We start from the raw sequence: 26,628 nt of genomic DNA, 5'->3' as shown, positions 1-26,628 counted from the left end.
GATAATGATGCGAGGCATGGGAAATATGCAAGGCATGATGAAACAAATGCAAAAAATGCAAAAAGAAATGATGAAAGAACAAGAAGCGCTGAACAGCAAACAATTTATCGGCGAATCGACAAATGGCTATGTCAAAGCGACCTTTACTGGCGATAAGACGTTACAAGACATTACTATCAATGAAGCGATCGTTGATGCTGACGATGTGGAAATGCTGCAAGATATGATCATTTTAGCTGTCAATGACGGATTGAAGAAAATTGAAAAAGAATCGGAACAAACGATGGGCAAATACACAAGAAACATTCCGGGTCTATAAAAGGAGAAATGACGGTGCAATATCCTGAACCGATCGCCCGATTGATCGACAGTTACATGAAACTGCCGGGAATCGGACAAAAAACCGCGACACGTTTGGCATTTTATACGATCGATATGAAAGAAGAAGTCGTCAATGAGTTTGCCAAATCGTTGCTTAGTGTCAAACGAGATTTGCACTTTTGCAGTATTTGCGGAAATATAACTGAAGAAGATCCTTGTGAGATCTGTAGTGATCCAACAAGAGACAAAGAAACGATTTTAGTGGTTGAAGAGCCTAAAGATGTCATGGCACTAGAAAAAGTCCGGGAGTATCATGGACTTTATCATGTGCTGCATGGCGTGTTATCCCCGATGGAAGGGACAGGTCCAGAAGATATCAACATTGCATCGCTGATACAGCGGCTGCATGATGATCAGGTCAAAGAAGTGATTATTGCGACCAATGCGACCACGGAAGGTGAAGCAACGGCGATGTATATGTCACGTTTGATCAAGCCTGCTGGTATTAAAGTCACGCGTTTGGCTCATGGCTTATCTGTGGGCAGCGATATTGAATACGCGGATGAAGTGACCTTGCTAAAAGCAGTAGAAGGTCGCCGAGAATTATAAAGATATTGGAGGCAATTAGGGTGAATGGATTGTTTATAACCATCGAAGGACCGGATGGTGCTGGAAAAACCAGTGTGATCGAAGAGTTGTATCCTCGGTTACAGCTTGAAGCAACAAGAAAAATCGTGAAAACAAGAGAACCTGGCGGAGTTAAAATCGCTGAAAAGATTCGTAAAATTATTTTAGATCCGCGAAATGAAGAAATGGATGAGCGGACGGAAGCCTTACTTTATGCAGCGGCCCGCCGCCAACACTTGATTGAGGTTGTCCTGCCGGCATTAAACGCTGGACACATTGTGATCTGTGACCGCTTTGTTGACAGTTCGCTTGCCTATCAAGGAGCTGGACGCCGCATCGGGATTCCTGAGATCGCACGGATCAACGAGTTTGCGACGGAAGGAACGACGCCTGATTTTACCTTGTATCTAGATGTTGACTCTGATACTGGCTTGCGTCGCATCCAAGAAAACCGCGCACATCAATATGACCGCTTAGATTCGGAAGGATTGGAGTTTCATCAACGGGTTCGTCATGCGTATCTTAAGCTGGCGGAAGAAAATCCTGTACGCATTCATAAGATTGATGCTAGAATGGGGTTACAAGAAGTTGTTGAATCCAGCTATTCAGCAATCGTTGAATCGTATCCTGCTTACTTCAAGTCAATCTAGAGTAGGTTGGATAACACAAAGGAGATGGTCCCATGAAATTAATTATGGCAATCGTACAAGACAAAGACAGTAATCGTTTGGCAAATGAGTTTATTGATGCCAATATCCGTGCTACAAAATTGTCCTCAACGGGTGGGTTTTTAAAGGCTGGCAACAGTACGTTTATCATTGGTATTGAAGACGATCGGGTACAAGATGCATTAGAATTGATCAAAAAAACCTGTCAATCAAGAAAACAATATGTCTCGACACCGATGTCTTTAGACATTTCCTTAGACGGTCAAGTTCCTTATCCAGTCGAAGTCGAAGTCGGCGGAGCAACTGTGTTCGTGCTACCGGTTGACGGATTCCATCAATATTAAAAAAGGAGCTTTTCATGGAGGAGTTATTTCTACAAGAATATCAGCCTCTTGTTTTTGCCCAACTAAAAAAAAGTATCAAGCATGGGCGCATTGCTCATGCTTATCTTTTTGAAGGGGACAAGGGGACTGGCAAGCACGAATTAAGTCTGTGGCTCGCAAAACGCCTTTTTTGTACCAATGTGCAAGAAGAAGCCCCGTGCGGCACATGCAGCAATTGTCTGCGGATCGCCCAAGGAGAGCATCCTGACGTCATCCAAATCGAGCCGGATGGGCAGATGATCAAAGTCGACCAGATTCGGCAGCTGCAAGAGGAGTTCTCAAAAAGCGGCTTTGAAAGTCGTCTGAAAATCTTTATTTTGTCTCAAGCTGACAAAATGAACAACAGCGCTGCCAACAGCCTATTAAAGTTTTTGGAAGAACCGGTGGGAAACTTTTTGGCGATTTTAGAAACTGAGAGTTTAGGACGTATTTTGCCGACGATTCAGTCTCGCTGTCAGATCATTCATTTTTCGCAGCTGTCAAAAGAAAAACTACAGGAGAAGCTCCAAGAAGAAGGACTTTCCAAAGAGACGAGTCGACTTCTGAGCCACTTGACGAATAGTTATCATAAAGCAGTTGAAATCTCGCAGAATGAATGGTTTAATGAAACTAAGGATGCTGTTAAGCGTTGGGTGAATTACCTTTTGAAGAAAGACCCGCAAGCATTTATTTTTGTTCAGAAAAAATTATTGGGTCTAGCAAAAGAAAAAAATCAGCAATCAGAAATCTTTTTGCTCTTGTTATTTTACTTTCAAGAGGAACGAGATCGATTGTTGGCACAAGGTTTATGGGGAAAAGAGATCAATCGTGCCATTGAAGCCGCATTGCAAGCACAAAAAAAATTGCAAGCCAATGTGTCTTTCCAAGGAGTGGCAGAACAATTTTCCGTGAAAATCATCTATGGATAAAACGCAGCAGCCGGAAAAGGAGACCAGAGATGATCGAAGTTGTCGGAGTGCGTTATCATGACGTGGGCCAGATTTATTTTTACACACCAAAAAAACAGACCTATACCATAAATGAACAAGTCATCGTGGAATCACAAGATGCCAAATGTCTTGCCACGGTGGTTACAAAAAGCAGAAAAATGAATGAGAGCGATTTGCCTCAAGCAGTCAAACCGATCCTGCGTCGAGCGACGAAAAAAGATTTAGAGCAAGCTGCCGCCAATCAAAAAGCAGCAGACGAAGCGTTGAAAATCGGGAAAGAAAAAATTCGAGCACACCAGCTGCCAATGAAGCTGATTCGGGTGGCATATACCTTTGAGCGCACAAAACTGATTTTTTCGTTCACGGCAGAAAGCCGCGTTGATTTTCGTGAGTTGGTCAAAGACTTGGCAAGTGAATTTCATACACGGATCGAACTGCGCCAAATTGGTGTCAGGGATGAAGCAAAGGCGCTAGGCGGAGTTGGACCCTGCGGTCGCAAACTATGCTGTGCGACGTTTTTAGGCGATTTTATCCCAGTGTCCATCAAGATGGCTAAGGATCAAGGACTCTCCTTAAATCCTGCAAAAATTTCAGGGTTATGTGGTCGTTTGATGTGTTGTCTTAAGTACGAAAGTGAAGAGTATGAGCGTGCAAAAAAAGAATTGCCGGATCGCGGCAAGGAAGTTGAAACGCCAGATGGCAAAGGACGTGTGGTCGGGCTGGATCTGTTGAGCCGAGTGATCAAAGTCCGTTTGCATGATCGGCAAACACCAATCGAGTATGATTATGAAGAACTAGTGACAAAATAAGTAGGTGACCATAATGAGCATGGACAAACGATCAATATATGACGGATTGAATCAGTTAGAAGTGGAGTTGCAAAATTCCTTGAATAATCTAGCGGAAATGAAGCAGTCTTTGCAAGAAATCGTCGAAAAAAATACGACATTAGAATTGGAAAATCAACGCTTACGTGAACACATTCGTGAGTTGAACCAAGTGGCAGATGCACCCGCTGAATCGGTCAAACAAGAGCTTTCTAAATCACGGATGAATTTAGAAAAGATTTACGAAGAAGGATTTCATGTTTGTTATGACTTATACGGTTCTCGCAGAGAACATGACGAACCTTGTGCGTTTTGTCTAGAAGTGATCTATCGTGAAAGCGGCAAATAGCTGACAGACGAAGCGGTTCGTTAGAAAAAAGATCAGTTACTGCTGGTCTTTTTTTCGAAAGGAGCAGTACATGCAAAAGCAGCAAAGTTATAAACAAGACACTGGAAAACTGTATCTTGTTCCAACACCGATCGGTAACTTGGAAGATATGACGTTCCGATGTGTCAAAATTTTAAAAGAAGCGGACCTGATCGCAAGTGAAGATACTCGAAATACCCAGAAATTGTTGAATCATTTTGAGATTGCGACACCGCAAAAAAGCTTACATGAACACAATTATAAAGAACGGGTGCCACAGCTGATAGAACAGCTGCAAATGGGCAAGACTATTGCCCAATGCAGTGATGCTGGTATGCCCTCCATTAGTGATCCAGGTCATGAATTAGTCAAGGCGTGCTTGGTCGAAGGAATCGCAGTGATTGCGCTCCCAGGACCTACGGCTGGTTTGACCGCGCTGATCGCTTCTGGCTTATCACCGCAGCCGAATCTTTTTTATGGCTTTTTACCTCGTAAGAAAAAAGAACAAAAGCAAGCGTTAAGTGAATTGGCAAGCCAAAAAGCTACGATGATTTTTTATGAGTCACCGTATCGAATCGCAGCGACGATCGAAACGATGAAAGAGATATTGGGAGAACGTCAAGCAGTTATCTGCCGTGAATTGACAAAAATCCACGAAGAATATTTGCGAGGGACCTTTTCAGAATTGATTGAATACCTCGACCAACAACCAATCAAAGGGGAATGCTGTCTATTAGTGGAAGGCGCTTCTGAAATCCCTGAAGTCGTTTATGAAGGAAGCTATGCTGAACAGGTGGCAGCCTTGATGGAAGAGGCTGGCTTGTCTTCGAAAGAAGCCATCAAAGAAGTGGCTAAACGCAATCAAGTGAAGAAACAGCTTGTTTATCAAGCCTACCATCAATTAGAAACGTAATCATACCGAGAATTCTCTCGGTATTTTTTTGTCTTTTTTCGGACTTGTGTTAAATTATCTGACATCAATAGTTAGCTATTTTCAGAAAATTCACGGTTTTCTCAGAAAAATCTAGATTATTTGAAAATATGATGTTAGGATAGCTGACATAAAGAAAAGGAGGCGTCAAAAATGAACACAGGGAATATTGCATTTATTTTAATTTGTAGCGGCATGGTTTTTCTTATGACTCCAGCATTGGCATTTTTTTACGGAGGATTGGAACGTCGCAAAAACATCCTCAATACCATGATGATGGTGATTTGTACGATGGGCTTGGCGTCTGTGCTATGGGTCGCTTTAGGGTATACCTTATCTTTTAGCGGCACAGGCTCATTTATTGGGAATTTAGATAAAGTCTTTTTCAATCATGTCTCGATGACAGAAGGAGAAGGGATTCCTGAAGGGTTATTTGCGGCCTTTCAAATGATGTTTGCCTTGATCACAACAGCGATCATTACTGGATCTGTCGTGGGCAGAATGCGTTTCTCAGCTATTTTCCTATTTATCGGCTTCTGGCTAGTTCTCGTGTATTTTCCAATGGCACATATGGTATGGGGCGGCGGTTTCTTAGATGCGATCGGCTCGATCGATTTTGCAGGAGGCAATGTCGTTCATATCAGTTCGGGTATCAGTGGGTTAGTCTTAGCGATCGTTGTCGGTAAGCGGCGAGAATTTCATCAAACCGAATATCGTCCTCATAATATTCCATTTGTTGTACTAGGTGCTGGCCTTTTATGGTTTGGCTGGTTTGGCTTTAATGCTGGCTCTGCGTTAGCAGCTGATGGTCTAGCGATCCACGCCCTAATGACCACGAATACGGCTGCAGCCAGTGCGATGCTTTCTTGGATGCTGATCGAAAAAATCGTGTTGGGCAAACCGACGATCGTTGGTGCGTGTACTGGAGCCGTCGTGGGCTTAGTTGCCATCACACCAGGTGCGGGATTTGTCTCGCTTTGGTCTTCCTTTATCATTGGCGCTTTAGTCAGTCCGTTTTGCTACTTCTTTATTTCTGTCATCAAACATCGTCTAGGATTAGATGATGCGCTGGATGCCTTTGGCTGCCATGGCGTAGGCGGGATCTTTGGCGGTTTGATGACGGGGATCTTTGCGGATCCAGCAGTGGGTGGACGGTCAGGATTGCTCTATGGCGGCGTTGATCTTTTTCTCGCACAAGCCGAAAGTATCGTATTTACGATTCTATTTGCAGGTATCTTATCCTTTGTCATTATCACTTTGATCAAATGGGTAATGCCGATTCGCGTATCGCAACAAGAAGAAGCAGTGGGGATGGATCGGATCGAACATGACGAAACGGCCTATCCTACCTTTATGGGGTTAGATTCTTAAGAGTGGAGGAGCAGTCATGAAAAAAGTTGAAGCGATTATTCGCCAAGAAAAATTAGAAGAACTAAAGGCCGCTTTGGATCAGTCTGATTTGATCAGCGGCATGACAGTCAGTCAAGTGCTGGGCTGTGGCAATCAAAAAGGCCTCAAAGAGTTTATTCGTGGCCAAGAAGTGATCACAACTCTTTTACCAAAAGTAAATGTCCGTTTTGTTTTAGCAGATGAAAAAGTCGATGCGGTGATTGAGCTGATTGTATCGATCTGTCGGACAGATGAAGTCGGTGACGGCAAAATATTCGTCTACCCGTTGGAAGAAGCGATTCGGATTCGCACTAATGAACGAGGGGAAGCTGCCTTATAGTAGAAATTCTTGAACCATGAAGAGGGCCGCAAAAGCAGTGAATGTAGAAGAAAGGACCAATGAAGATTGGTCCTTTTTGCGTGCTTCCCTCGATTCCTTGCTTGATAGGGAACCTCTGTTCGTTTATAATAAGAAGTGAGGTGAACAACGATGTCGGAACTGCAATTTCCCTTAAAAAATGATACGAGCCGCAAAATTATTCATATTGATATGGATGCTTTTTTTGCTTCGGTGGAAGAACGGGATGATCCAGAGCTTGCCAAGCATCCCCTCGTCATTGCCCGTCACCCAAGTGATACTGGCGGACGAGGAGTGGTAACGACCGCCAATTATCTGGCACGACAATATGGCATCCACTCGGCAATGAGTGCGCAAAAAGCCTATGAGCTTTGTCCGCAAGCGATTTTTAAACCGGGAAATCATCAAAAGTATCGTGAAGTGTCCCAGCAAGTCAGAGAAATTTTTCATCGGTACACCGACATCATCGAACCAGTTTCTATTGATGAAGCGTATCTAGATGTCACAGTCAACAAGATCAATTGTCCTTCAGCAATTAAGATCGCTCGTTTGATTCAACGAGACATCTGGCAAGAGACTCATCTGACCTGTTCGGCAGGAGTCAGTTACAACAAATTCTTGGCAAAACTGTCTTCGGATTATCATAAACCACGAGGATTGACGGTGGTGATGCCAGATGAGGCAGTGGCATTTTTGCAACAATTACCCATTGATAAATTTCACGGGATCGGGAAGAAAACTGTTCCGCGGATGCATGAGTTAGGTATTTTTACAGGAGCTGATCTGTATGGCTGGAGTGAGATGGCACTGATTCGTGAATTTGGCAAAATGGGGTATTCCTTGTATCGGAAAGTTAGAGGGATCCATGATTCCCCAGTTAGTGTGACGAGAGAACGGAAATCAGTTGGAAAAGAGCATACATACGGCAATCCATTAACCAGTGAAGAACAAGTATTGAGCCAGTTACGGGCTATCGCAGAAGAAGTCGAAAGATCACTGAAGCGCACACAAAAACATGGCAAGACGGTCGTGTTGAAAGTTCGTTACAGTGATTACTCTACGATCACCAAGCGAGTGACCTTGCCAACCTATGTTCATAAAAAAGAACAGCTATTTTCCGAAGCAAGTCTGATTTGGGAAGAAATTTTAGGTCTGGAAAAAGGCATCCGTCTTTTGGGGATCACCGTCACAAATCTTGATCCACTGACCTATGAAAATATCGTACTGCCCTTATGGCAACTATCTGACGAGCAGTAGTCAGAAGAGGAGGAGCAAAATGACACTCTATCAAGTATATGACACGATGGTGGGGTTGGCTGATCAGGAGCGAAGTGAAAAAATGGCCGCCTACATGCGGCATCAGTTTGATTTTTTAGGCATTCCTACGCCGTTGCGCCGCCAGCAGGAGAAAGCGACCTTCAAAGCAGCAAAACAAACGAAAACGGTTGATTGGGACTTTATCGATCATTGTTGGCAAAGCAGCTATCGGGAACACCAATACCTTGCGATTGATTATTTAGTGGTGATGGAGCCGTTTCTAGCGGCCATCGATCTGGCAAAAATTGAACAGCTAGTCATAACAAAAGCTTGGTGGGATAGCGTGGATGCCCTAAGTGAGGTTGTCAGAAAACTAGTTCGCCGACTGCCAGCGTTAAAAGCTGAAATGCTTCGCTGGAGTCTTGAGGAAAATCTTTGGCTGCGGCGAGTGGCAATACTCCATCAACTGCTGCAAAAAGAACAGATGGATCGACCACTGCTTGAAGAGGTCATCGTCAATAATTTGGGGAGTTCTGAATTCTTTATCAACAAAGCCATTGGTTGGAGCTTACGAGATTATGCCAAGACGAATCCTCAGTGGGTCCAAGACTTTCTGCTTCGCTATCAAACAAGTCTGGCGCCTTTGACGATTCGTGAAGCAAGTAAGTACCTGTAAAAAGCTTGGTCACTGAGTTGATATAACATAAAAAAACACCGTGCATCATCTTTGAAGGAAGAGGAGGTGACCGTCAAAAGTTCGATTTTTTGGTCTAACTTTTGGGGTCACCTCAAGATGCACGGTGTTTTTAGTTTTTAAATTTGTTTTTTGATTTGTTCGTAGCTTGCTTCAGCATCTTTGCACTTTGCCCAGATAACCGCTTTTCCTTGTTCCCGAGATGCAGCAAGATCAATGATTCGTTGATTGCTGCTGCCGCGAAACTGCAAGTTTAAATTTCGTTTGCTCAGTTCAAAACGACCGTCGACTAAAATATCGATTTTGGATAAAAGTTCCAATTTATCGGGTGTTTCCAAAAGCAATTCTTCATAGGTGTAGCCTGACCAGCTCCAAATATCTTTGCTGTGCCCAAATTCAGCACGAACCCGATCAACGACTTTCAGACAGACTGTTGTGTTCAAGAAAGGTTCGCCGCCCAGGAGGGTCAGCCCTTGGACATAATCATGCCGCAGATCTTCGATGATTCGATCCTCTAGTTCTTGCGTAAAAGGTGTACCATAGCGAAAGTTTTGGACCGCTTTGTTGAAACAGCCTTCACAAGCAAAGAGACAGCCGCTCACGTATAAACTATTTCGAATGCCTTCACCATCAACAAAGTTGAAGGCTTTGTAATCAGCAATATAATTTTGGCTATATTCTTTGGCTTGCCATTCTTTAGGTTTCGGATTTCTCATAAGAAAACTTCTTTCTATCATGAATTACAGGGATTGGTCTTCAAGAAAAGGAGTGTAGAAGAATTCTAGCACTCCTTTTTCGTTTATTCTTGCAAATGTTTGACCCGGGCAGAAATTTCTTTGTGCCGTCCATTGACCATTGGACGAGCTTGAGGATTTCCAAGATACCCACAGGTTCTTTTGACGACGTCACAACTTTTGGGGTCATGATTGCCGCATTGCGGGCATTCGAAGCCCCGTTCGGTTGGATTGAAATCTCCTTCATACCCACACTCATAACAGTGATCGATAGGGGTATTTGTTCCAAGATAGGCGACCCGATCATAAGCGTAATCCCAAACCGCTTCTAACGCTTTTGGATTTTGCTGCAAGACTGGGTATTCACAGTAATGAATAAACCCGCCAGAACAGTATTTTGGATATTCTTTTTCAAAATCAAGTTTTTCAAATGGTGTCGGATTTTTCCGCACATCATAGTGGAAGCTGTTGGTGTAGTATTCTTTGTCGGTAATGTTTTCAACTTCACCGAATTTTTCGGTATCCAAGCGGCAGAAACGATCAGTCAGGCTTTCACTAGGCGTCGAATACACGCTGAAATGATAGCCGTATTCATCGCCCCAAGCATCTGCATGAGCTTTCAATTCTTTCACGATCGCTAGGGTAAAGGCTTTTGCTTCTGGATCTTGTTCCCATGTTCCACCATAAAAAGCCGAAGCAGCTTCATACAAACCGATATATCCAAGAGAAACAGTAGCACGTTTGTTTTTGAATAGTTCATTCACATTGTCTTTGCGATCCAAACGTTCACCGAAAGCCCCATACATATAAAGGATCGGCGCATTCGCAGGGCTGGCTTCTTTACAGCGCTCCACCCGATAGACAAGAGCATCCTTGACGATTTGCAGACGGTCTTCCAGCAGCGTCCAGAATTTTTCTTGATCACCATTTGCTTCTAAGGCGATCCGAGGAATATTCAATGTTACGACGCCTAGATTCATCCGACCGACATTGACTTCTTCGCCACGTTCGTTTTTCCAGCCTTGCAAGAAAGAACGACAGCCCATCGGCACTTTAAAGCTGCCGGTCAATTCAACCAATTTATCATAATTCAAAATATCAGGATACATCCGTTTGGTGGCACACTCTAAAGCCAGTTCTTTAATATCATAGTTCGGATCGGTAGGGGCCAAGTTGACGCCACGGCGAATACTAAAGATCAATTTTGGAAAAATAGCGGTACGCTTTTCACTGCCTAACCCGTTGATGCGAATTTGGAGAATCGCTCGTTGGATTTCCCGTTCGAACCAGTTGGTTCCTAAACCAAAGCCAAGGGAAGTAAACGGCGTTTGTCCGTTTGAGGTGAATAACGTATTGATTTCGTATTCTAGACTTTGCATTGCATCGTAGATATCTTTGCGCGTTTTGCTCTTCGCATAAGCTTCCCGACGTTCAGGCGACTCGATCCATTCTTCGGCATCTTTTAGATGCTTTTGATAATTCAACTCAGCAAAAGGAGCCAATAATTCATCTGTTCGATCAGCAGAACAGCCGCCATATTGACTCGATGCTACGTTTGCAATGATTTGTGAGATTTGAGCGGTGGCCGTTTGGATCGATTTTGGCGATTCCACTTCGGCGTTCCCAATTTTAAACCCATTATTCAGCATGCCTTTAAAATCGATCAAGCAGCAGTTGGTCATTGGGGTGTAAGGATGATAATCCAAGTCATGGTAATGAATGTCGCCTTTTTGGTGAGCATTTGCCACGTGAGGAGGGAGCATTTTCAAACCGATCGATTTTCCTACGATCCCAGCGGTCAAATCACGTTGTGTATTGAACACATTGCTATCTTTATTGGCATTCTCATTGACGACCGATTGATCTTTATTCATCAATTTGTTGATCGTAAAGTTGATGTCTGTGGCTTTGCTGCGCTCGAAATCACGATGGGTCCGATAGTTGATATATTCTTCAGCCAAGGCATACTCGTTTTTTGCTAATAAGATATGCTCGACGATATTTTGGATCTCATAGATTTTTACATTCGTACGAAAACGTTCCGCGATCTCGTGATCGACACTGTCAACGATCTCGGTGATTTTTTCGTGGTCGATGGGAGAAAGCTCGCCGTTGATTTTTCTTAGGGCTTTCACTAACGCATCGTAAATTTTTTGATCATCAAAATCGACAAGCCGTCCATCACGTTTTACGATTTTTAACTGACGCAAAGCGGACTGTCTTTCCAACCCTTGCTCAGGATTTCTCTTAATGTTCATCATTTCTACCACTCCTTATCTTCCTCAATATAATAAAACAAATTGTAGAAATGAGCAACTATATATAGTGGTGAATAAGGGTTGATAAATTGGATATACACAATATATGGTGTATATTCATTGGGGTGTTTTCTGAGAAAACTGATAAGATTAAGGATTTGGTTGTTCCATGTTTCACATAATGAATAAAAAACTTTTTTAAATTTATTTTTTCTCTGTTTTGAAGCAGAAGTATTCAATGAAAAAGTATGCTACCATAAGGAGAGAATTTTATTAAAGGAGGGTTCTATGTGAAAAATATGATTGATGTGAAGCATCTGACCAAAAGTTACGGCACTCGTTTCAATCAAACCAAAGTATTAGATAACCTTTCTTTTGCAGTGGATCAAGGAGAATTTGTCGGGGTCATGGGGCCCAGCGGCGCTGGGAAAACGACCTTGATGAATCTGTTGTCTTCAATCATGCGACCTAGCTTAGGCTCGATCTATATCGATGGCAAAGACATTACCCGAATGTCGGAAAAAGCCCTCAGTGATTTTCGTCGTCAGCAGATCGGTTTTATCTTTCAAGACTTTAATCTTTTAGAGACGTTGACTGCCAGAGACAATATCTTGCTTCCCCTTGCCATTGATCGTTTGCCCGTGAGTGAAACCCAAGAGCGCATTGAACAAACGGCCAATTTGTTAGGAATCGAGCACTTGTTAGATCGCTACCCAGAAGAATTGTCTGTAGGGCAAAAACAGCGGGTCGCTGCTGCTCGAGCAATCATTAGTCGTCCGGCGGTCCTTTTTGCTGATGAACCCACTGGCGCCCTTGATTCAAAAGCGGCGACAGAATTGTTACGGTATTTAGCACAAATCAATCAACAAGAGAAAACAACGATCTTGATGGTCACCCATGATCCTTTCACCGCCAGCTACTGCAACCGAATTTTATTCATCCGAGACGGTGTCTTCTTTGCAGAAGTCGTCAAAAAAGGCGGGCGTCAGGAATTTTTTGAAAAAATCATCGATATGCAGGCAACGATTGGAGGCGGTCCGCGCCATGTTGTTTAAAATCGGCTGGCGGAGTTTTTTACGGCAGTTTCGCAACTATATGGTGTACTTTATTTGTATGATGACCGCTGTGATGATTTTTTATTCCTTTAACGCCTTGATGAATGATCGTCTGCTGAATCAACGGGTCCAGCAAGATATCCGCATTGAAGGGGTTTTAGGATTCGGCAGCAGTGTGGTTGCCTTTGTCGTCTTGTTTTTTATGCTGAGTGCCAATCATTTTTTTCTTAGTCAGCGGCAAAAAGAAATCAGTGTTTACCAGCTTTTGGGGCTGCGGCAAGGTCGTCTGGCTTGGCTGTTGCTGCGGGAAACGTTTCTATTGAACTTTTTCTCTTTAGTGACCGGCATCTTTATGGGGATTATTTTTTCGAAATTTTTTTCTATGATTTTGATTCGAGCGATGGGCTTGAATTTAACGAGTCATTTCTTTAATTCGCCCCAATCGATTTTTTCAACGGTTTTTGTCTTTATCGCGGCGATGATTATTTTGAGTATTCAAGTGATCCTTTTTGTATGGCGTACCCCAATGAGTGAGCTGATCAAGACTGAATACCGCTTACCGATCAAGAAAATGAAAATGACCCCGTTTCGTTCATTAATGGGGGTTCTAGGTCTGATTCTACTGGGGGTAGGCTACTATTTGTCTTTGACCCTGCGGGAAACGTGGACCAACTATATCACGTACACACAAGATTTTTCAGCAATTTTATGGATTCCTTTATTGATTCTGTTTTGTTGTGTGACGGCAACCTATCTTTTTTTTGATTGCTCGTTGCCGGCATTGTTATATTTTTTGAGTAAGCCGAAAAAACGTCTTATCAAAGGGGCGAAACTGATTGCTTACAATAACGTGCGGGCTTACTTGCAAAGAACGTGGAAAAGCTATGCGCTTTTGACGATCATCACAGCGATCGCAATCTCCCTGATCGGGGGAACGATGGGGGTCATCTCATTAAACTATCAAGCAACGAACCGCATTTATCCAACGTCCTTTCAAGTGTCAGAAGAGCAGGCAGATACCTTGCGGGACCTTTTAGAAAAAGCCGATACACCGATTATTGCCGAACAATCGATTCCCTATAAAATGACCAATATGACGGTTCAAACCCGTTACCTTGGAGAGTTGCAAGACGAAAATATTGAAAATATCATGGTGAATCTGGTCGCTTTTTCTGATTATCAGCGTCTGCGAAAACTGGTTCCCGATGCCCCGGAGATTCAACTGAGTACCGATAAACAAGCGGTGCTTTTTGACAGTCAATACGATGTGACTCGTTCGTTTATCACCTATCGCGATGAGGTCAAAATCGGCAGTCAACATACGTTCAAACTCATTCAAGCAGAACAGGATTATTTTGGGGATTCTGCCTTGCGCTATTCCTTGCCGAATGTCCTTGTCATCCAAGATGATGCGTACCAACAAGTTGAGGGCTTCACCTATAGCGTTGCTTATTTACAAACAGACAAGGTGCAAACGGAGAGCTTGACTCAGCTGCTAGATGAAGAGCTGCCGATTGAGTGGACGCATCCTTTGACCTATGAGTTTAGCGATGACCAAAAAAGCGTGCGTTTTTATCCAGAGACTGCCCGAGATTCCACCAGTGAGAATAACCAGATGACCGCATATCGACTGACCTTAGCGAATCGTTTTACAACGATGCGCGGCGTGCGGCGGCAAGTAGGAATCGTTTTGTTTGTGTCATTATTTGTAGGTGTGATCGTTTTGATCACGACATCCAGCAGTTTGATCGTTCGGCAATTTTCAAATACCGAGCGGGAGAAACACAATTACCGATTATTGACCAAACTAGGTTACACCCGAAAAGAAGTACGCAAACTCGTTTACTGGCAAAACATCTGGATTTTTATGCCAGGTACGCTACTGGCGATCTTGCATGCCGTCTTTGCCATCAATACTTTCACCCAAATCATCGACAGTCCTGGGTATTGGGTGGCTCATTTGTTTGCGGCAGTTGCAGCAGTCGTCTATCTATTTGCCTATTTGATTACCGTCAAGCTGTGTCTGCGAATAATTGAAACTTGATTGAATTCTTGATAAAACGATCCTTAGAATTGAAGCGAACCTTACAAGTTAGACCAAAAAATCTAACCTTGAGGATCACTACAAAACGAGGATCGTTTTTTCATTTAACCAATCTTTTTGTATTTCCCTCTGGCACCAGATTAAGAGAATGGTATAATCATAATCAATGAGACAAAGGAGGAAGCAAGATGGAGAAAAAAGAAGAACAGCTTTTAATAGACCTAACGACTGCACGTGGGGTTCCTGGGAATGAGGAGGAAGTGCGTGAAGTCTTTAAAGAATATGCCAAAGACTTTGCTGAAGATATCTTTTTTGATGGTTTAGGAAGTGTCATTGCCAAACATGTTGGTGATGGCGGTGGACCGAAAATTTTTATATCGGGACATATGGATGAAGTCGGCTTTATGGTAACTAAAATCACAGAAAAAGGCTTTATTGAATTCCAGACCCTTGGTGGTTGGTGGGGGCAAGTGATGCTGGCACAGCAAGTCGAGATCAAAACCAATGAAGGCAAATTGATCCACGGTGTCGTCGGTTCAAAACCACCCCATGTCTTGAGTCCAGAGACTCGAAATAAACCGTATGATATCAAAGATATGTTCATTGATATCGGCGCTTCAAGTGAAGAAGAAGCCAAAGGCTGGGGGATCCGTCCGGGAGATATGATCACCCCTTATATCCAATACAAACGGATGAACGACAGCAAATTTTTATTAGCCAAAGCATGGGACAATCGAATCGGTACGGCGGTATCACTGCGGGTATTAGAAACCTTGGCAGCAGAAGGACATCCCAACTGCTTGTTTGCTGGCAGTGACGTGATGGAAGAAGTTGGCCTAAGAGGGGCGCGAACAAGCACTCACTTAGTGAATCCCGATATCGCGATCGCACTAGATACTGGTACCGCTGGGGACACGCCTGGAATGACACCAAAAGAAGCGGATTCTGTGTTAGGCAAAGGCCCACAAGTCCTGATTTTTGATGCTTCCATGATTCCTCACAAGAAATTATTGAATTTTGTGATCGATGTCGCAGAAGAAATGGAAATTCCTTTCCAATATACCGTGATCACTGGTGGAGGAACCGATGCTGGTCAAATGCATTTGACTCGTGATGGGGTCCCTTCGATCGCTATTACCGTGCCAGTTCGTTACCTGCATTCTCATACTTCTGTCATTCATGAGGATGACTACTTCAATACAGTCAAGCTTGTAACGGAAGTGGTTCGCCGCTTAGACGATAAGACCGTTAAAGCATTGCGCAGTTATTAAGGTGAGTCTATGAGATCAAATACAATGATTCGAGAGACCGCCAAAAACTCCTTGCGCGGATTCTGGGGAACGTTCGTCTTAAGTATTTTAGCGACGGTTGCGGTACAAGCGGTGGTCAGCTCGCTTTTTAGTAGTATTGGGACTTCTTTTGGTGCAAACAATGCAGGGAGCTGGATCGATCTGATCTTGGACAATTTTGTCTTCTTTGCGTTTTCGGTAGCGTTGAGTATCATGGCACTCTATCTGGTTCGTGGCAGAGGAATCAAGGTGGGGGATATTTTTCTAGTCTTTGATAAACGTCTGTATGTACCGTTTTTGCTACTAAATTTAGTGAGCGCGCTTTTAAATTATCTTTTGAGTTTTGCGATTTTCTTGCCGCAGTTTGTCTTATCAGGGCTCAATCAATATTTGGACTTGGTATTCAATTTTAATCGGGGAATCTCTATTGATTTGGCGATGTTTAATGGCTCCCTGGCTTTTGTACTCGGGACTTTTCTCGCCATCATTTTGTTCTTCTTTTTGTCACAAGTCGTTACTGGTGTGATCCAATTAGCGATCTATCTGCGCTATGATCAACCGGAATTAGGGGTTCTTCAGTCAATTAAAGTGGCCTTTGCGCTCTTGCGTCCACATCTGGGTCAATACATTTGGCTACAGTTATCATTGATTGGTTGGTTTATTCTCGGCTTTTTGGCACTGATGATCGGGATGCTATGGGCAAACGCCTACGCTTATGCGGTTAATGCAGTATTTTATGAGGAATTGATCAATGAACAACGAGCGATGATCAGATAAACAAAAAAGACGATGGCCCATTGGTCTGGCTCCCTGCAGATAGAGTAAAAAACTCATTCATAGGGTTCTACCAATAGACGTCGTTTTTTTCTCGTTTTCTCGATCTTTTTTTGCAAAAAAATGGTCGGATTTTAGTCAAATCAGCTGAGATGTGATAGCATAAAAGAAGTAGAAAATCAGCTTGAGCCAAAGAGGAGGAAACACAAGTGAAAATAACTGTCTTAGGTTGTTTAGGTGCCTATCCGTATAATGGTGAAGGGACTACTGGCTATTTAATTGAGTCGGAAGGCTTTCATTTGCTGCTTGATGCGGGAAGCACCACCTTGGTCCAACTAGAAAAAATCCTTGATCCCTTAGACTTAGATGCAGTGATTCTGACGCATTACCATCACGATCATATTGCGGATCTAGGGGTATTGCAATACTATTGGCAATTATATCCAGGAAACGAAGAACGCCAGGTTTTGCCGATCTACGGACATGGGGAGGACACTGTTCATTTTGAAAGCCTGACGATGCCTGGAGTGACTCAAGGAATTGATTACCTCCAAACGGAGTCATTGGAATTGGGCCCGTTTACCATTACCTTTATGAAAACGATCCATCCAGTCACTTGCTATGCCATGCGATTTGTTGAGAAAAGCACAGGCAAGGTTTTTGTTTTTACAGGCGATTCTGGCTACTTAGAATCTTTTGTTCCGTTTGCACAAGGAGCTGACCTGTTTTTGGCAGATACCTATCTTTTTGCAGGCAATGAGCGGCACAAGGCTCATTTTACGTCAAAAGAAGCAGGCGAGATCGCCCATGCGGCGCAGGTAAAAAAATTAATGTTGACGCATTTGCCGCAACACGGTGATTTAGAACAGTTACGAGAAGAGGCTGCACTAGCTGCCAACGGGATCCCCGTTGAATTGGCGGCTGTTCAAAAAATAATTGAAATCATCTAATTAGGAGGAACGAATAGTATGCTTTTTGTACCGAACGAACTGAATGACCCACGCATCAATTTAGCCATCGAGATTTTTCTTCTTCAAGAAATGAAAGTGGATGAACCCATCTTACTTTTTTACATTAATGAACCATCGATTATCATTGGACGCAATCAAAATACGATCGAAGAGATCAATAAGGAATATGTGGATGAACATGGGATCCATGTCGTTCGTCGTTTCAGCGGCGGCGGTGCAGTCTATCATGATTTCGGAAACTTGAATTTCAGCTTTATTATGCCTGACGATGGGAATTCTTTCAGAGATTTTGAAAAACTGACCAAACCAATCGTCCAAGCTTTACATGAGATGGGGGTTGAAGGGGCGCAACTAAAAGGCCGCAACGACCTTGTGATCAATGACATGAAGTTTTCTGGGAATGCGATGTACGCAACAAATGGCCGGATGTTTGCTCATGGCACGATCATGTTTGACAGTGATATCAATGAAGTAGTTAACGCCTTGAAAGTCCGTAAAGACAAAATCGAATCAAAAGGCATCAAATCGATCCGTTCAAGAGTGACCAACATCAAACCATTCTTGCCAAAAGAGAAGCAAGACATGACGACTGAAGAGTTCCGTCAAGAAATCTTATTGAAGATTTTTGGTGTCGATTCCGTGGAAGACGTCAAAACCTATGAACTAACAGAAGAGGATTGGGTCAAGATCAATGAGATTTCCGATAAGTATTATCGTAACTGGGATTGGAATTACGGCAAATCACCAGCCTTTGATATAGAACGTCGTCATCGATTCCCGATCGGTTCCATCGAAGTTCGTTTAAATGTGGCAGAAGGAAAAATCACAGATGCCAAAATCTTTGGCGACTTTTTCGGCCTAGGGGACATTGCAGATGTAGAACAAGCACTGATCGGTACTCGTTATGCCAAAGAAGATTTGGCACAAGTCATTGCCAACATTGATGTCAAAAAATATTTTGGCAACATCACGCCTGAAGATTTTCTTTCATTGATTTATTAATCAAAAAACGAAGCAGCCTTTTCCATCTGGCTGCTTCGTTTTTTATTAGTATGCGCGGGCGATCCAAACGGTGTGTTTGGCAGGTTTCCCGCTGACGATATCGACCGTTTTTTCCATTGGCGCTTCAAACGGAATGTTCCGAGTAGTAAAGCCAGTTTCTTCTTTGATTTTGGCTTCGGTTTCTTCCGAGCCGTCCCAACCGATCAAAACAAAACCAGTCACTTTGTCTTCTTGTTTGCACGTTTCGATATGGGCTTTTAGTTCATCCAATGTATCGATGTCGGTGTACTCATTATCTTTGTTACGTTCCTTCGCAGCTGCTAATAAACGTGGAGTCATTGCTTGTAATTCTTGGTCAACAAACGCTTCTAATTCCTCAAGCACCACCGTTTGCTTGTCAGGTAGGTCACGGACTTTGACCATGACCTTGCCAGCTTCTAAATCTCTTGGGCCACATTCGATTCGCAAGCAAGCGCCTTTTAGTTCCCATTCATTGAATTTATAGCCAGGTGAGTTATCAGAATCATCCAAACGAACACGAATGCCCTTGGCTTTAAAGTTGGCATACAGTTCTTCTAATTTTTCTAAGATGGCTGGATTCTTTTTCCAAGGACCGACTGGTAACAACACAACTTGGGTTGGTGCAATGGTTGGTGGGAAAACTAAACCATTTTCATCGCCATGGGTCATGATCAAGGCACCTAACAAGCGGGTAGAGACACCCCAAGAGGTTGTGTGGGCATGGGTATGCTTGTTTTCTTTCGTTAAATACGTAATATCAAATGCTTCAGCAAATTTTGTCCCCATGTAGTGGCTGGTTCCTGCTTGGACTGCTTTGCCGTCTTTCATCATCGCTTCGATCGAATACGTATCTACTGCCCCGGCAAAGCGCTCAGATGGGGTTTTTTGTCCACGATAAACAGGGATCGCTAGAAATTCTTCGCAAAGGCGGGCATATTCATCTAAGACTTTCATGGTGCGTTGACGAGCATCTTCTTCATTTTCATGAGCGGTATGACCTTCTTGCCATAAAAACTCTGAGGTACGCAAGAAAGGCAATGTTTTCTTTTCCCAACGAAAGACGTTTGCCCATTGATTGATTTCATAAGGCAGGTCACGGTAGGAGTTGATCCAATCAGAAAAGGCAGAGCCGATCATGGTTTCTGAGGTTGGACGCAAGGCCAAAGGTTCTTCCAGTTTTTCGTTGCCGACTTCTGTGACCCAAGGTAATTCAGGGGCAAAGCCTTCGATATGATCCGCTTCCTTCATAAAGAAATTTTGCGGAATCAGCATTGGGAAGTATGCATTGCGAATGCCTTCTTTTTTCAAGAAACGATTGAACTCCTCTTGAATATGTTCCCAAAGTTCGAAGCCGTCAGGACGGAAAATAATGGAACCTTTCACTGGGGAGTAAGCCATCAATTCGGCTTTTTGGATCGTTTGTATATACCATTCTGTAAAATCATTTTTTTGTGTCATTGTTTTTCCTCCTTAAAAAAATAAAAAAGCATCTCGTCCTAAAAAAGGACGAAATGCTTGGATTTCGCGGTACCACCTTTGTTGATTATCGATAGGGATAATCCAACTCGTAAAGGATAAGGCCTTTCCACCGACCGTTTTGCGGTCATTGCCATTGGGTAGGTTCATTTTATCAGCGGGTGTCGATTTTTCAGCTGCCATCGACTCTCTAAGACCATCATAAAATTACTATTCCAATGCTTGTTGCTGTTCTTTATCATGCTAAAGCGAAAAAGCGAAAAAAGCAAGAGTTTTTTCGCTTTTTCTTAAAATAGACCGTTTAACGTATCGGAGAAAAGGCAGTCAGTCAAAAGACAGCAGATCCGCTTTAGCGGCAAGTGTCAAACGCAAAAAATGAAAACCATCTGAATCCTCGATACGCATACTTCCTTGATAGACAAGACAAATTTGTTCCAGCATTTGCACATCGGTATGGATCGCCTGTCGTTTTGCTTCGTCAGTTTGCAGTTTTTCTGCCTCATCCTCTGTCAAAAGCGGCATTTGACAGTCGATATGTAGCTGTTCTTTTGTGTCAGTCACTTTCAACGAAAGCCTGCGATTTTGAGGATCTGTGACCGAACAGGTGTAGCGGATGGCGTACTCTAAGCAATGGGCGATCAAGGACAGACGATCATTTTCTTCCAATCGTTCCAGTGGTTCCGTGAGGTCATCGCAGGTAAGCGTGATTCTTTTTTGAGCGGCAGTGTGTTGATAATCAGCAAGCAGCATCGTCGTGATCGATTCTTTTTCAACCGCAGGGATCGTTAGCTGCTGCTTGATTTCTTCTTCAATCTCGCAAAGACCTTCATACGCAGCCGCTAGTTGTTCGTCTTCTAACATGTCTTTAATGGTATGGGTTCTCTTTTTGATGGTTTGTAGAACTTGCTGCCATTGTGCCGTTTGATCTGGACCGATCGCCTGCTGATTTTCATACAATCGCACTTTGATGTCTGCTGTGTCGATCTGCTTATTTTTGCCTTCACTGGCAAAAAAGAGTTCGAGGAACCCATAACAAGTAAAAATAAGTATCAGTAAGAAAAAGATGATCGAGCGCCAATTGATGTCAGATTGCGGGAGGACTAAAATATCTTGGATATACAAGAACCCATGACCGATTGCCGCGACAACGATCCAAGGTGCACAAAGGACATAAAATTGATTCTTTTTTAACGCCTCATAAATCGCCGCAAATGAAGTCACAAAGGTGCTGGTGATATTTAATAAAAACAGATAGTTCATGACGACTGGCAAACTTTGTTTTTGAAAAAGTGCCAAAAACATGGCAAAGATCCCAAAGGAGTAGTGAACAAACAACCATTTCTGATAATACTTACGTACGAAGTGCATGTTTGTGTAGTAAAACCCAATCAAAAACATGGGCGTAATAATCGAAAGAAAATTTAACATAAATGAATTCACGATGGGAGAAAAAAGCAGTCCACCCAGCAGATCCCCGAAGCCTGCTTCTAAACCTGCACTTAAGGCAAAGCCACTGAATAAAATGGAAGATACTTTCAGCTTTCTTTGGTTGATAAAAGAAACGAAGAGATAAAATAAATTAAGGATACAAATAAATCCGGTAAATAGGAGGATATAGATATTCAAAATTGATAGACTAAAAACATAACCGATCAATGCATTGGCAGGACCGAAAAAGACTTCGGCTGGAAAGCCAGAATAGGTGTCGAAAGGACTAGTCACGTAGATCTTCAACGTCTTTCCAACGTAATCCTCTGGCAATGTGATAAAAGATAAGGTTTTGCCAGGATGGTTGAAGGTCAATGAATGTTCGGCAGCTTCATTGGTATAAATTTCTTGATCATCCAAATAGACGGTCATGTGTTGATGATCGCCAATCAGCAGCATCGTTGGATATTTGTATTCATTGGTCATTTTTCGCTGCATGACAAATCGCTCATTGGCTTTTACGCTAGGTAAATATTTCACATAACGGCTAATAAAAGTAGAATCAGGATTGTCTTCCGCATAAAAAAATCCAATCTTCCTTCTTCTCCACGGTATGGTTATCAGAAGTAGGAGATAGGAAGAGTATAAGAAAAAAACCGATGCTTCCTAGCAAAAATAGAACGAGTAGGATAAAGGGAATCCAACGTTTAAAAAAGAACTTGTTATTTAAAAAAAGCATACTTTTTCTCCTATGTTTTTTAATCGCCTTTAGCATAATATAAATAGTAAAATAAAGTCAAATAATAATGAGAAAAAATACGCATAAAAATTCAATGAATCGTTTTTAAATATTTGAAAAAAATTTAAATATGTTATAGAATCGAAAAAGAAACTGAGCCTTAGAAGGAGAAAAGAAAATGAAACTTTTGCCAAAACAAAGTATCATGCTCTCACTTTTTGTATTGTTGTTTATGCTGATTTCTGTTTTATCGGTCGTGATTCCTCATGCGTTTGGTTTCACAATGGCCATCGTTAACAGCGATGCAATGGAACCTACATATTCCGAAGGGACATTACTTTTTGTTAAAAAGGCTTCAGAAGACAATTTGGTCGTTGGTAATGAAGTGACCTATTATGTCGATCACGGCAGACAGATGCGCACACGGCGAATCGTTGCAGTGGGAGAAAACCAATCGGTGCTTTATACGATCGGTGATAACCAAAGCCAGATGGAACCAAAAGAAATCCAAAAAAGCCAATTGATTGGGCAACCCATTTTTTATATCCCTAAAGTAGGGGCTTGGCTCAATCAAACGACGATCCAGCTTTTTAAAAACATGTATTTCCTTTTCGCAATGTATATTTTAGTGACCACCTTGTTTGTAACGCTCTATCAAATCAAATCTGGATCCATAAAAAAATCAATCATCTCTTAGCCATAAGAAGGAAAAAGCCAAAGAAACGGCAGTGTTTCTTTGGCTTTTTCTCTTTTTCCCCTTTATAAGAGCAGTGTTCCAGCGAGGCCGATTATCAGACAAAAAGATAGAAAGAGCATATCGGCGAAAGTGATGCGAAATGACTTGGCGTAGGTTCGCTTTGCCTCGCTGTCAAATCCTCTTGAAAGCATCGCAGTCGCCAAGAGCTCAGACCAACGAATCGATTTGACCAGTAAAGGGATCAGCATCTTGAATGAAAATAGATTGACGGGGATTCCTCTAGAACGCATGCTATTACGGATATTCTGATACTCGGCTGGAATGATGGGCGCAATTTGAAACGCAGCGAGCAGACCATAGGCAAAAACGGCGGGGAGTCGCAGCTGTTGCTGCAGCGAATAAATCAGCTCATTGATCGTGGTCGATACACTGAAAGAACTACCCAACATACCAAAGCAATAGATACGGCTTGCCATGTCAAGTCCATAGCGCATAGCTGCTGCTGAGGAGGAGCCACCTTGGTTGTCCTGGTAGTAAAGGAGTCCGGTGAAAAAGACCCCCACAGCTGCCAAGGTCAATGCAGAAACAAGCAAAAGGCTTTTTTTCAAAGAGCGTTCGTTTACAGAAACAGCAAAGAACAGGACACAGAGTAGCAGATTCAATCTGAAATTATTTTGAAAAGAAACCAGTAAGGCGAGTCCTAAAATGGCGAATAACTTGACTGTCGGGTTGAGGGTGCGCATCTATGTCCTCCTTTTCATAATGATTAAAATCAATGATTTGTGAACAAAATGCTTCCAATAATAAGACATCGTGACTAACGATCAAAACCAAGGTGCCGCTTGCGGCTTTTTCGGCTAACAGCTGCATGACCTGCCAAGCTTGCTTGACATCTTGGCCATAGGTCGGTTCATCCACCAACAGTAATTTGACTGGTCGCTGCAATAAAGCTGCTACTGCCAAGCGTCTTTGCTGGCCTTGGCTGAGTAGAAAAGGGGACTGAGTGCTCTTGTTTTGTAGTCGCAATTTTTCCAGCAGTTTGTCACTCTCGGTCGCTGCACGTCCTTGACTAAGCTCCTGTGCCACTGTAGCAGCCAAAAACTGGTCCTGCGGATTTTGCATGATCCAGCTGATGGACCGAAAAGGGGAGGGATGCTTCTTGATTGGATCCCCGCACAGGCGAATGGTTCCTGAGTACGCCTGCTGCTGCAAGATCGCTTTTAAAAACGAAGATTTGCCGCTGCCGCTACGTCCGGTAAGCCCAATCATTGTCCCACTATCAAAGGTAAGATTCGGAAAAACAATCGCTTGGTTACGGATCGGCAGGCGAAAATCTTGAAAAGATAGCCGCCCTTTTGCAGAAAGTTTCTTAATCTCAACAGGCGGTAGTGACCTGCGCAGCTCCTGATCGAGTGTGCGCATCTTTTCTTGATCGACGGATCTGAATCCTTCTTCAATCAGCAGCCACTCAGCAACCCAGTCAGCAGTTTCTTTGATTTGATGGTCGATCAGTAAGATGCCAATGGCATGTTGCTTTTGGAGCTGTCTCAGTTTTCGAATGATTTTTTGACTTGTGTCGGCGTCCAAATTGGCAAATGGTTCATCCAAAAGCAAGTAGCGACTCTTTAAAATCAGACAACAAGCCAATGCTACTAACTGTTTCTCACCGCCAGACAAGGTCGTAAAGGGCTGATCGGCAAGATGGCTGATCTCGCAAAACGTCAAGGCTTCCGCTACTTTTTTTGGCATGTCGGCTTGGGGAATACATTGATTTTCAAGACAAAACAGTAGTTCTTCTCGAGGCGTGGCCATACAAAATTGCATATCTGGATTTTGAAACAGTAAGCTGATCGACGTGCTTCTTTCTCGAATGGAAAGCTGATTTAGCGTTCGGTCATCAATCGTATAGGTTCCTTCTTCAAACCCTTTCTCGTTAAGCCCCGCTAAGAGGTGGAAAAGAGTGCTTTTTCCTGTTCCTGAAGCACCATAGATTCCTTTTGTTTCTCCGGGGGCTAAAGACAGTGTCAGATCAAGCCGTTTTTGATCCACGAAAAAGCAGCCGTTTTTCACGAGCAGGCTCATGCCGCTTCTCGTTTGGCGCTAATGGTTTGGTCTTCAGCAATCGGGTAACTGTTGAGAACGCCCATGCGTGTCAGATGGTCACAGACGATCTTGACCAAAAAGGCGGAAAAGAATAAAGAAGAAAGCAAGCGAATAATAAAAATCACCACCAACAACTGCCATTGCAAGTCAACGAAATTTGACCGAATGATCCCCCAAAGAAAACTCGTGATCGTGGCGCCAATGGCACCAGTGATCAAAGGGAACCAGCCATAGCGACGGTAGCCACCTAATGCAAAGCCAGCTTCTGTTCCAATCCCTTGTACAAACCCGCTGATAAAAATAATCGGTCCATAAAAATTCCCCATAAACACTTCTAAAAGTGCGGCGATCATCTCAGTGATCGTCGCTGCGCCCGGTTTGCGCAGCACATAGCCAGCAAAAGCCGCTGCCATGAACCAAACCCCGAAAATAAACTCATTCGCTAAAACAGACAAACCAAAGGGTGTTAAAAGCGTACCTAACAACAGCCCAAAATGAACAGCGCCCAAATAGATCACGCCAAAAATCAACGAAGCGATCCCCACCATAATGACATCTTTTAAGACCCATTTAGTCATGCGACACCGCCTTCTTTTTGGAAGGACTGTTGACTGAGACCGTTGCTTCTAACACATAATGGGGAAGATGGTCATGGGCATACGCTAATGCCGCTTCAAAATACCCAAAGAGTTGGCTGGCCGTTCCCGTCAGCATCGTGACATAATGGGCGGAGCGAGGCGCCAAACCATAGGTTTCTGCCAGTTGGACGATGGAGGCGATCTCTTCCATATAATTGTTTTCCCCAAATACATAAAACGAGTATTTACAATCCACGTCAAACGTACCATTCACAAGATTGCTTACTTTATTGGGTTGTGCCTGTTCTCCATTCAAAAACGCGTCACCTGCAGAATCGCCAGGACAGCCCTTAGAAAAAGTAAACTCACCCACGAGGTGTGTCTTGGATTCGTAAGCGTTGATAAATAGCCCAGCTGCCGCATCGACAACACTTGGGGCTTCCCCTCGGAAAAGGGTGCTGAACAGATCGGTTTGCTGCCAAACAGCTGTTGTATCCGTCCGCTCAATGCTCGTTACGATTTGTTGCGCAAAGTGGTCTTTCATGGGGTACAAACTTACTCGGCACCCAGTGATATCGATCCCGCCTGCGGCACAGGCGATTGGTTCATTTGTCATTTTCTCTTCTCCTCTCGATGGTTTTTCTGTCTACAAAAAAAGCGTTCCTCCTTTTTCTATCCACACGTAGACAGAAAAAATGGGAACGCGAA

At 43.2% G+C, this 26,628-nt stretch carries 27 protein-coding genes and 1 other annotated feature; of the genes, 19 read left to right on the top strand and 8 right to left on the bottom strand.

Annotated elements, in window-relative coordinates:
• The first annotated feature begins 4 nt into the window (after window positions 1–4).
• From IGJ25_RS11105 to IGJ25_RS11050, 12 genes are all read left to right on the top strand, one after another.
• Window positions 5–319 carry a YbaB/EbfC family nucleoid-associated protein gene (locus IGJ25_RS11105; RefSeq protein ID WP_005229811.1) on the top strand — a complete coding sequence of 105 codons (315 nt, stop codon included), beginning with the start codon at window positions 5–7 and terminating at the stop codon, window positions 317–319.
• 14 nt (window positions 320–333) lie between these two features.
• Complete coding sequence (recR, locus tag IGJ25_RS11100) at window positions 334–930, top strand: recombination mediator RecR (protein WP_005229813.1); 597 nt, start codon at window positions 334–336, stop codon at window positions 928–930.
• Window positions 931–950: 20 nt separating this feature from the next.
• Window positions 951–1,598 carry a dTMP kinase gene (gene tmk / locus IGJ25_RS11095; protein ID WP_005229815.1) on the top strand — a complete coding sequence of 216 codons (648 nt, stop codon included), beginning with the start codon at window positions 951–953 and terminating at the stop codon, window positions 1,596–1,598.
• Window positions 1,599–1,630: 32 nt separating this feature from the next.
• Entirely contained in the window at window positions 1,631–1,960 is a 330-nt protein-coding gene (locus IGJ25_RS11090; protein ID WP_005229817.1) for a cyclic-di-AMP receptor, read from the top strand.
• A gap of 14 nt (window positions 1,961–1,974) precedes the next feature.
• Window positions 1,975–2,907, top strand: a complete 933-nt coding sequence (gene holB / locus IGJ25_RS11085; RefSeq protein WP_015509950.1) for a DNA polymerase III subunit delta' — start codon at window positions 1,975–1,977, stop codon at window positions 2,905–2,907.
• 29 nt (window positions 2,908–2,936) lie between these two features.
• Window positions 2,937–3,737, top strand: a complete 801-nt coding sequence (locus tag IGJ25_RS11080) for a PSP1 domain-containing protein (RefSeq protein WP_005229821.1) — start codon at window positions 2,937–2,939, stop codon at window positions 3,735–3,737.
• Between the two features lie 19 nt (window positions 3,738–3,756).
• Entirely contained in the window at window positions 3,757–4,104 is a 348-nt protein-coding gene (locus tag IGJ25_RS11075) for a DNA replication initiation control protein YabA (protein WP_026008088.1), read from the top strand.
• Window positions 4,105–4,174: 70 nt separating this feature from the next.
• Window positions 4,175–5,035 carry a 16S rRNA (cytidine(1402)-2'-O)-methyltransferase gene (gene rsmI / locus IGJ25_RS11070; RefSeq protein WP_231472595.1) on the top strand — a complete coding sequence of 287 codons (861 nt, stop codon included), beginning with the start codon at window positions 4,175–4,177 and terminating at the stop codon, window positions 5,033–5,035.
• A 171-nt stretch (window positions 5,036–5,206) separates the two neighbouring features.
• Window positions 5,207–6,424, top strand: coding sequence for an ammonium transporter (locus IGJ25_RS11065; protein WP_005229828.1), 1,218 nt, complete (start codon window positions 5,207–5,209; stop codon window positions 6,422–6,424).
• Window positions 6,425–6,440: 16 nt separating this feature from the next.
• Complete coding sequence (locus IGJ25_RS11060; protein ID WP_005229830.1) at window positions 6,441–6,782, top strand: P-II family nitrogen regulator; 342 nt, start codon at window positions 6,441–6,443, stop codon at window positions 6,780–6,782.
• Window positions 6,783–6,932: 150 nt separating this feature from the next.
• A complete protein-coding gene (gene dinB / locus IGJ25_RS11055; protein ID WP_005229832.1) occupies window positions 6,933–8,057 on the top strand; it encodes a DNA polymerase IV in 1,125 nt (374 codons plus the stop codon).
• 19 nt (window positions 8,058–8,076) lie between these two features.
• Window positions 8,077–8,733: a DNA alkylation repair protein gene (locus IGJ25_RS11050; protein ID WP_225001007.1), complete on the top strand. Its 657-nt coding sequence runs from the start codon at window positions 8,077–8,079 to the stop codon at window positions 8,731–8,733.
• A gap of 137 nt (window positions 8,734–8,870) precedes the next feature.
• Here the strand turns inward: IGJ25_RS11050 and nrdG are convergent, their stop codons facing one another.
• Together nrdG and nrdD are read right to left on the bottom strand one after the other, a co-directional pair.
• On the bottom strand, window positions 8,871–9,467 hold the full coding sequence (nrdG, locus tag IGJ25_RS11045; RefSeq protein ID WP_005229836.1) for an anaerobic ribonucleoside-triphosphate reductase activating protein: 597 nt from the start codon (window positions 9,465–9,467) through the stop codon (window positions 8,871–8,873).
• 83 nt (window positions 9,468–9,550) lie between these two features.
• On the bottom strand, window positions 9,551–11,746 hold the full coding sequence (gene nrdD / locus IGJ25_RS11040; protein WP_034869343.1) for an anaerobic ribonucleoside-triphosphate reductase: 2,196 nt from the start codon (window positions 11,744–11,746) through the stop codon (window positions 9,551–9,553).
• Between the two features lie 287 nt (window positions 11,747–12,033).
• Between nrdD and IGJ25_RS11035 the strand changes: the two genes are divergently transcribed.
• From IGJ25_RS11035 to IGJ25_RS11010, 6 genes are all read left to right on the top strand, one after another.
• On the top strand, window positions 12,034–12,798 hold the full coding sequence (locus tag IGJ25_RS11035; protein WP_005229848.1) for an ABC transporter ATP-binding protein: 765 nt from the start codon (window positions 12,034–12,036) through the stop codon (window positions 12,796–12,798).
• Window positions 12,788–14,842 (top strand): FtsX-like permease family protein, encoded by a 2,055-nt coding sequence (locus IGJ25_RS11030; protein ID WP_225001006.1) that lies wholly within the window; start codon window positions 12,788–12,790, stop codon window positions 14,840–14,842. Before IGJ25_RS11035 ends, IGJ25_RS11030 begins: the two co-directional genes overlap by 11 nt.
• A gap of 188 nt (window positions 14,843–15,030) precedes the next feature.
• On the top strand, window positions 15,031–16,113 hold the full coding sequence (locus IGJ25_RS11025) for a M42 family metallopeptidase (protein ID WP_010749523.1): 1,083 nt from the start codon (window positions 15,031–15,033) through the stop codon (window positions 16,111–16,113).
• Between the two features lie 9 nt (window positions 16,114–16,122).
• Window positions 16,123–16,908, top strand: a complete 786-nt coding sequence (locus tag IGJ25_RS11020) for a DUF975 family protein (RefSeq protein WP_225001005.1) — start codon at window positions 16,123–16,125, stop codon at window positions 16,906–16,908.
• Between the two features lie 206 nt (window positions 16,909–17,114).
• Entirely contained in the window at window positions 17,115–17,855 is a 741-nt protein-coding gene (locus IGJ25_RS11015; protein WP_005229857.1) for an MBL fold metallo-hydrolase, read from the top strand.
• Between the two features lie 18 nt (window positions 17,856–17,873).
• A complete protein-coding gene (locus IGJ25_RS11010) occupies window positions 17,874–18,878 on the top strand; it encodes a lipoate--protein ligase (RefSeq protein ID WP_015509943.1) in 1,005 nt (334 codons plus the stop codon).
• Window positions 18,879–18,923: 45 nt separating this feature from the next.
• Here IGJ25_RS11010 and proS read toward each other — a convergent pair whose 3' ends face one another.
• Window positions 18,924–20,357 carry a proline--tRNA ligase gene (gene proS / locus IGJ25_RS11005; RefSeq protein ID WP_225001004.1) on the bottom strand — a complete coding sequence of 478 codons (1,434 nt, stop codon included), beginning with the start codon at window positions 20,355–20,357 and terminating at the stop codon, window positions 18,924–18,926.
• A 41-nt stretch (window positions 20,358–20,398) separates the two neighbouring features.
• Window positions 20,399–20,603: a binding site (T-box leader), on the bottom strand.
• A 96-nt stretch (window positions 20,604–20,699) separates the two neighbouring features.
• Window positions 20,700–22,301 carry an SNG1 family protein gene (locus tag IGJ25_RS11000; RefSeq protein WP_225001003.1) on the bottom strand — a complete coding sequence of 534 codons (1,602 nt, stop codon included), beginning with the start codon at window positions 22,299–22,301 and terminating at the stop codon, window positions 20,700–20,702.
• 419 nt (window positions 22,302–22,720) lie between these two features.
• On the opposite strand from IGJ25_RS11000, the gene IGJ25_RS10995 reads away from it, so the two are divergent.
• Window positions 22,721–23,239: a S24/S26 family peptidase gene (locus IGJ25_RS10995; RefSeq protein WP_225001002.1), complete on the top strand. Its 519-nt coding sequence runs from the start codon at window positions 22,721–22,723 to the stop codon at window positions 23,237–23,239.
• Window positions 23,240–23,301: 62 nt separating this feature from the next.
• On the opposite strand, the gene IGJ25_RS10990 is transcribed toward IGJ25_RS10995, so the two are convergent.
• From IGJ25_RS10990 to IGJ25_RS10975, 4 genes are read right to left on the bottom strand one after another with little or no spacing between them, the layout of a single operon-like run.
• Window positions 23,302–23,982, bottom strand: coding sequence for an energy-coupling factor transporter transmembrane component T (locus tag IGJ25_RS10990; protein WP_051095383.1), 681 nt, complete (start codon window positions 23,980–23,982; stop codon window positions 23,302–23,304).
• Window positions 23,909–25,321, bottom strand: coding sequence for an ABC transporter ATP-binding protein (locus tag IGJ25_RS10985; RefSeq protein WP_249850246.1), 1,413 nt, complete (start codon window positions 25,319–25,321; stop codon window positions 23,909–23,911). Before IGJ25_RS10985 ends, IGJ25_RS10990 begins: the two co-directional genes overlap by 74 nt.
• A complete protein-coding gene (locus IGJ25_RS10980; protein ID WP_010749530.1) occupies window positions 25,318–25,920 on the bottom strand; it encodes an ECF transporter S component in 603 nt (200 codons plus the stop codon). The genes IGJ25_RS10985 and IGJ25_RS10980 overlap by 4 nt, the downstream gene beginning before the upstream one ends.
• Window positions 25,913–26,536 carry a Ykof family thiamine-binding protein gene (locus IGJ25_RS10975; protein WP_225050518.1) on the bottom strand — a complete coding sequence of 208 codons (624 nt, stop codon included), beginning with the start codon at window positions 26,534–26,536 and terminating at the stop codon, window positions 25,913–25,915. Before IGJ25_RS10975 ends, IGJ25_RS10980 begins: the two co-directional genes overlap by 8 nt.
• Between the last annotated feature and the right edge of the window lie 92 nt (window positions 26,537–26,628).

This window comes from Enterococcus sp. DIV0240d (assembly GCF_051711245.1).
In the GTDB taxonomy this organism is placed as follows: Bacteria; Bacillota; Bacilli; order Lactobacillales; family Enterococcaceae; genus Enterococcus_D; species Enterococcus_D casseliflavus.
This window is presented reverse-complemented; position numbering and strand designations above follow the sequence as displayed.